The organism is Botryobacter ruber, from assembly GCF_003347595.2.
GTDB lineage: Bacteria > Bacteroidota > Bacteroidia > Cytophagales > Hymenobacteraceae > Pontibacter > Pontibacter ruber_A.
This window is the reverse complement of record NZ_QCZK02000024.1, coordinates 514,055-520,487: the sequence shown is the minus strand read 5'-3', so window position 1 is coordinate 520,487 and position 6,433 is coordinate 514,055. Positions and strand designations below refer to the sequence as shown.

Annotated in this window: 4 protein-coding genes; all 4 read right to left on the bottom strand. The window is 47.5% G+C overall.

From position 1 onward, the window contains the following. Positions 1 to 441: 441 nt before the first annotated feature. On the bottom strand, positions 442 to 3,375 hold the full coding sequence (locus DCW36_RS07505) for a DEAD/DEAH box helicase (RefSeq protein WP_114777718.1): 2,934 nt from the start codon (positions 3,373 to 3,375) through the stop codon (positions 442 to 444). Between the two features lie 119 nt (positions 3,376 to 3,494). Continuing rightward, entirely contained in the window at positions 3,495 to 4,718 is a 1,224-nt protein-coding gene (locus DCW36_RS07500) for an ABC transporter permease (RefSeq protein WP_114777717.1), read from the bottom strand. Positions 4,719 to 5,105: 387 nt separating this feature from the next. After that, the gene (locus DCW36_RS07495) at positions 5,106 to 5,915 is read right to left on the bottom strand and encodes a class I SAM-dependent methyltransferase (protein WP_114777716.1); all 810 of its coding nucleotides are present in this window, start codon (positions 5,913 to 5,915) and stop codon (positions 5,106 to 5,108) included. 15 nt (positions 5,916 to 5,930) lie between these two features. Continuing rightward, positions 5,931 to 6,332 carry a 30S ribosome-binding factor RbfA gene (rbfA, locus tag DCW36_RS07490; RefSeq protein WP_114777715.1) on the bottom strand — a complete coding sequence of 134 codons (402 nt, stop codon included), beginning with the start codon at positions 6,330 to 6,332 and terminating at the stop codon, positions 5,931 to 5,933. Positions 6,333 to 6,433: the final 101 nt, after the last annotated feature.

Genomic DNA, 6,433 nt, shown 5'->3' with positions numbered 1-6,433 from the left:
TATTTATTCAAAATATTATAAACTCATAAAGTAAAATTCTTTATATTATTATACACAATTACGGTGTTGCTATATTATTTTTTTATGATTATTTAAACAATCATAAATTTTAATCAAAATTTATAATATAACGTTTTCTATATATTATTAACTAACACCCAATAGTTACACTCATTAGCCGCATGTTTAAATTTGTTTCTCTGGTGGAGGAAGGGAAGGATGAGGAAGGTTTTGGGTTCAGTGAGCTCAAAGCTGCTAAACCGGCAACCACAGGCAGCAGCAAAGGGAATGGTGGCAGGTGCAGTTAGCTTTTTACAAGCCGCACCACAGAAAAAAGTTTGCAGCAGCTGCCACCACAGCCGCTGCTCCTCCAAAAGAGCAAAAAAAAGCCGCTGCACTTTTTAGTTGCAGCGGCTTTTCCTGTTTTGAATAGAAGCCAACTTAACTCAGCAGGTTATCAATGTCGTCCTTCGTCAGGTTTTTCATGATGGTTTCGTCTGTGCTGATTAAATCGGTTACGAGCTGAATTTTGCGGCTTTGCAGCGCCAGTATCTTTTCTTCTACAGTATCCTTTGTAATAAACTTGTAGGTGAATACATTGTTCTGCTGCCCGATGCGGTGCGCCCTGTCTACGGCCTGTGCCTCTACGGCCGGGTTCCACCAGGGGTCTAGTATAAACACATAATCGGCAGCAGTCAGGTTCAGGCCTACACCGCCGGCTTTTAACGAGATCAGGAACACCTGTATGCTTTTATCCTGCTGGAACCGCTCTACCTGCTGCTGCCGGTCTTTGGAATTGCCATCGAGGTAAGCGTAAGTAATGCCTTTGTCGTCAAGTACTTTTTTTATGATCTGCAGGTGTTTCACAAACTGGCTAAACACCAGCACCTTGTGGCCTTCTCCTACTACACTGCGCGTCATGCGGAGCACCTCTTTCAGTTTGCCCGACTCGCCTTCGTAGCCCTCGTCTGTCATTAAGGGGTGATTGGCAATCTGTCGCAGCTTGGTCAGACCCTGCAACAGCATAAACTGCGTATTTCCCTTTCCCTGCTCTTCCAGGCTCGTCAGGATTTTGTTGCGGTAGTACGACTTGGTTTCTTCGTAGGCATGCTCCTGTTCTTCCGTCATTCTGCAGAAGGTGGTATGTTCTATTTTCTCGGGCAGCTCTTTTGCCACCTGCGATTTATGCCGGCGAAGAATAAACGGTTTGATAAGTGCATGCAGTTTGCGGGTTTTCTGCTCGTCCTTTTCCTTCTCTATCGGCCTCAGGAACTCATTGCGGAAGAAATTCTGGTTGCCCAGCAAGCCCGGGTTAATAAAAGCCATCTGCGACCACAGGTCCATGGTGCTGTTCTCTACCGGTGTACCTGTCAGGATGAGGCGGTACCGTGACTTAAGCGCCCTGACAGACCGGGAGGTAGTGGAGTCCGGATTCTTGATTGCCTGCGACTCGTCCAGGATAATATAATCGAAATAGTAGGTTTTTAGCAGCTCTGCATCCAGGCGCACAATGCCGTAGGAGGTAAGCACTACATCGTACTGCTCAAACAGCTCCACATCTTTTTCGCGATAAGTACCGGTGTAGTTGAGTATGCGCAGTTCCGGGGTAAACTTCTCGGCCTCGTTCAGCCAGTTATAGATCAGCGAAGTAGGCATAACGAGCAGCGAGGCATTTTCAGCACCGTTTTCTTTCCGGTGCTGCAGCATCGCCAGGGTCTGCACAGTTTTTCCGAGGCCCATATCGTCGGCGAGGCAGCCGCCAAACTTATAGTCTTTAACAAAGTGCAGCCAGTTGTACCCGGCTTTCTGGTAAGGGCGCAAATCGCCTCTGAACCCCAGGGGCAGGGGCTGGTCTGCTATTTCTTCGAACTCCCGCAGCTTTTCAAGTTTGCGGCTCATGGTAACGGTGGCCAGGTTGCCGCCCTGCAAATCGTTTACAAGCGCCATGTGGTGCTTCTTCAGGGTAAGCGCGTGCTCGCCCTCCGCAAAGGCAAACAGCTCGATGTATTGCGTAAACCATTCCTCCGGGATAATGGCAACCTGCCCGTTGGGCAGCATAAATTCGTTGTTTTTGGTAAGGATGTGGCTTTTTAGTTTAATAAAAGGAACCGCAAACTCACCAAACTGCACCGTACCATACACATCAAACCAGTCGTTGTTTTCGGTTATGCCGATGCTGATGGTAATCTCGCCGATAAAGTAGTTCTTGTTGCTTTTTTCCGACTGGCGAACGGTAAAGCCCAGCTTCTCCAGGTCTGCCAGGTGGTTGTTCAGCCAGGAAAAAGCGATACTTTTATCCAGCACGGCTTTGCCGTTTTTAACTTCCAGTGCCCGCTTAGAAAGTTCCTTTATAAATTCTTTCTCATGGTTCACATCCCGGATTAGGCGGTGAAACACATAAGAGTCGCTGGTTTTCTCCATGCTAACGCTTACCCGTTTCGCCTCCTGTGTCTGGATGGTGTAGTCGCCGTATTTAAACGAAAGGTCGAACAATATTTTATCGCTGGCCACGGCACGTTCTGCTTTTGAATCGGTACCCGAAGCACCGGAAAGTAGGGCCGGCGCATCTGCGGCTTTCATTTCTGCAAAGGTAAGGCAGGGGCTGGGCTTGAAGCGTTCGGAGCGAATATCAAAGCCCTTGGCATACACGTCAAAAGACTCGACCAGCGGCGCCACGAACTTGCGGTAGTAGTTCTCCTCCACCGAACGCGGCACTACAATAAACTTCTTGTTCAGGAAAGGCTGCAGCTTTTTACCGTCAATGTCTTTTTCGAAGCCATAAATGGTATCGTTGAGCAACAGCCAGGCGGGCTCGTAGCATACCAGCGCTGCATTCCGGTACTGGAACTCCAGCTTTTCGCCGGCATATTTTAACGTAGGGAAATAATGGGTGTTATCGGTGTTACGCCTGAAGTGGAAGAGTACCGTAGCTTTCTCCGGGGCCATCGTAATCTGCTTCCAGGTTGGCTCCCCATCTTTGCCCATAATAAAGGTCATCTTGCCTTTCAGCAATTCCAGTATCTTCCCCATCCGCACCTGAATGTAACGGCCGATCTCTTCCTGCAGCGCTTTATCGCCTTTCTCGGGGTCGTATACTTTCAGGAAAAAATCTGTAGAAGATAACTTTTTTGTGGAGAACTTCTTTAAAACAGCATCCTGCTGAATCTGGTCTATCAGCGGGATAAGTTTAAAATCATTGGCATCCAGGCGTGAGGCAAACTCTTCGGCATTTTTTGCAGATATGTTCTGGTGCTGCAAAGTTAGCTGCCCCTTGCTGTTTTCCTGCACTACAAACGACTCAAACAAATAACCCAGATATTCGTGCTCGAACAGCGAATATATTACCTGAAAAGGCTGGGTGGTAAATACTTTCATGCCAAAACAATTTAAGGGTTCCAAAAATAACCTTAAACTGCCTGACTTCCTAGAACTTTTTTAAGTTTTGAAGATGATTATTATCATTTTTTTAAGGCATGACCAGGAGGAATGTCATTTTATATGTTTTCTGTAACAGACATAGCAGCAGCCCGATAGGCAGGCCTGATAGAAACAAGCAGTGTTATTACAACAATCGTTACGCCCGTCATCACGAAATCAGAAACTTGCATCTTTACAGGGTACGAATCCACGACAGAGGTAGCCATGCCCATCGACACCAATCCGAAGGTCTGCTGCAGGTTACACACCAGCATCCCCATCGACAGCCCATAAGCGGCCCCGATAAAAGCCACCAACGCTCCTTCGAGCAGAAAAATGTTCCGGATGGTGGCAGCGGTAGCTCCCATGGCAGCCAGTATGGCAATATCTTTCTTTTTATCGATCACGAGCATCGAGAGCGAGAAGAATATATTCAGCGAGGCTATCAGCAGGATAAAGGCAAACGTGATAAATACGAACAGCTTTTCTACCTTAACGGCACGCAGCAGGCTCGTGTGCTGCTCATCGCTGTCCTGCACATTAAAGTTCTGCCCCAGCACCTCCTGCAGCGATCGCTTTACAGTGCTAATCTTAAAACCTCTTTCTACTTTAATTTCAAGCGAGGTGCGGCGGCGGCCATACTCCAGCAACTCCTCGGCAAACCTGAGCGGCACAAAAACATAGGCATCGTCGTACTGCCGCTCTATGGCAAACACACCTGCGGGCCTGATGTTAAGCGTGTTAAAAGAGCCTTCCGGGTTAAGCGGATTGAACTTGGTATTGCGGGGGTACAGGAACTGCATCGACACGAACTGGTTGGAGGGTCGGATGGACAGCTGGTACTGCACGCCGCGCCCTACCAGTGCAAAATACTCATCGTTCCGGTACAGGTCATGTGTTCCCTCTACAATTGCCGAATCTATTTCATTTTGATCGAAGAAGTTTTCGCTTACGCCTTTTACCTTCACCACCATCTGCCGGTCGTTGTAGCGGAGCAGCGCGTTGTCTTCTATCACTTCCGATACCACCGCCACACCCGGTGTGCGGCGGATGCGGTTCATAAATTCGGTATCGGTTTCAAAAGATTTGCCTTCGGCGGAAGAAATTTTAAGATCCGGATCGAAGCTGCTGTAGATGGAGCGGATTAGATCTTCGAGGCCATTAAAAACAGAGAGCACAATAATGAGCGCCATAGACCCGACAGCCACCCCAATCATCGCAATATTGGAAATAATGCTGATGATGTTCCGCTTCTTCCTGGAGAAAAAATACCGGTTCGCTATCAGAAAAGCTACATTCATTGTTTCGTGTGCCGCGTCTCGTTTGCTTCTGACTTATTATTAACTAACTCTATGTATGATCCTTTGAAACAGAAAAAGCTTTGCTGCCGCTTCCTAAAATTTATTCTGCACCTGCCACCACAGCCTCTGCTGCTGTCTGAACCGCTGATTCTTTTGATTTAATTGATTTTTTGTCTGAATCAGGATTTACAGAATTTCAGAATTTTCAGGATTAGGTTAGTTTGTGATTCGTGCAGGAGACGCGGGCATCGCGTTTCTACAGCCATACCCCAACCTCTCTACCTTTCTGTTACAGGGTTGAAAATCTTCAACCCCTACAAAATCACCACCTTTCTAACTTTCTAACTCCTAAACTCTCTAACTCCCCAACTCCTAAACTTCCAAGCTCTATTTCCAGGCTTTTACAATCAGTCCGGTGCCGGTTTCATGTTTGCCATTCACATCCATCCAGTTCAGCACCAGGCTTACCGGGAACGTAAACAGGTAGTAAAACGGTAGTACTACGAAGAACAGTTTGGATACCTCCAGCATCAGTAACGGATATTTCATAGACAAACGCCAGGAAACCTGTCCGGGTTTGCCATAAGAGTAACGGGCCTCCACTTTACGGAAACCTGCTTTGCGAAGTTTAGCCTGTATCTCCTGTATGTTATAGCCATCGCGCACATGCTCTTCAATAAACGAAGTGTCGCTGCCACCGTGCACATCCGAGCCGCCCTGGTCGGACGGGGTAGAGATAACCAGCATTCCTCCAGAGCGGAGCGAGGCATAAAAATTTTGGAACACGGCCACATCTTCCTCGATATGCTCCATCACATCTACCGACAATATCAGATCGTAGGAGTTTGGCTGCCGCAGCTGCACCAGGTCGGCAATTTTAAAAAACACGTTGTGCCGCCCTATGGCCCTGAAAAACTGGTTGCTGTCCGATATCTGTTCTTCTTTTACATCTACGGCCAGTATACTCCATTTATTGCTCATGGAGGAGAGGTAGTAGGTGTACTGCCCGAACCCGGAACCGGCATCGAGGATATACTGCTCTTTGCCTTTACGGGGGGCAGCCCACACGTTAAGCTCTTTGTGCACGTGCCACGCACGCAGCAACAGCAGGTCCAGCAAATTATAAAAAACACGGCGCAGAAAAGGTGTCTTGTTGAATACATCGCCAAGAACACGCTTTATCGGATCGTACTGCATACTATCGGTGCAAAGCTATTGGTCATTTTTTTTGCCGTCTTCTTCGGAAGAATCCTCTTCGTCGGCAGGAGGTATGTCCAGGTTGGAAAAAAGTTTTTCGATTTGTGCAGCATATTCGGCGCTGTCGTCGAGGTAAAATACAAGCTCCGGCACAACACGCACCTGGCTTTTAATGCGCTGCGCCAGCAGGTGGCGTATGGTTTTGGTATTTGCCCTGATCTCCAGCAACAAGGTTTCCTTGTTTTTAGCCAGCATCACGCTCAGGTACACACGTGCCAGGCCCAGGTCAGGCGAAACACGCACCACACTCACGGATATATAAGCTCCCTCAAATAAATGCGGAACCTCTCGCTGAAAGATCTCCGCCAACTCCTTCTGAATCAGGCGGGAAAATTTCTGTTGTCTTTTACTTTCCATATGAAGATGCAAATATCATATTAATTTCGCATTTTTACCCCAAAAGCACCTTACTCATTTCCGGTAAGAGTATGTTTAAATTTCGTTTTTGCAAGCGAAAA

What these genes read in the sequence shown, in the direction of transcription:
- DCW36_RS07505 (WP_114777718.1), bottom strand. Translation starts at nt 3,375, where the DNA reads ATGAAAGTATTTACCACCCAGCCTTTTCAGGTAATATATTCGCTGTTC.
- DCW36_RS07500 (WP_114777717.1), bottom strand. Translation starts at nt 4,718, where the DNA reads ATGAATGTAGCTTTTCTGATAGCGAACCGGTATTTTTTCTCCAGGAAG.
- DCW36_RS07495 (WP_114777716.1), bottom strand. Translation starts at nt 5,915, where the DNA reads ATGCAGTACGATCCGATAAAGCGTGTTCTTGGCGATGTATTCAACAAG.
- rbfA (WP_114777715.1), bottom strand. Translation starts at nt 6,332, where the DNA reads ATGGAAAGTAAAAGACAACAGAAATTTTCCCGCCTGATTCAGAAGGAG.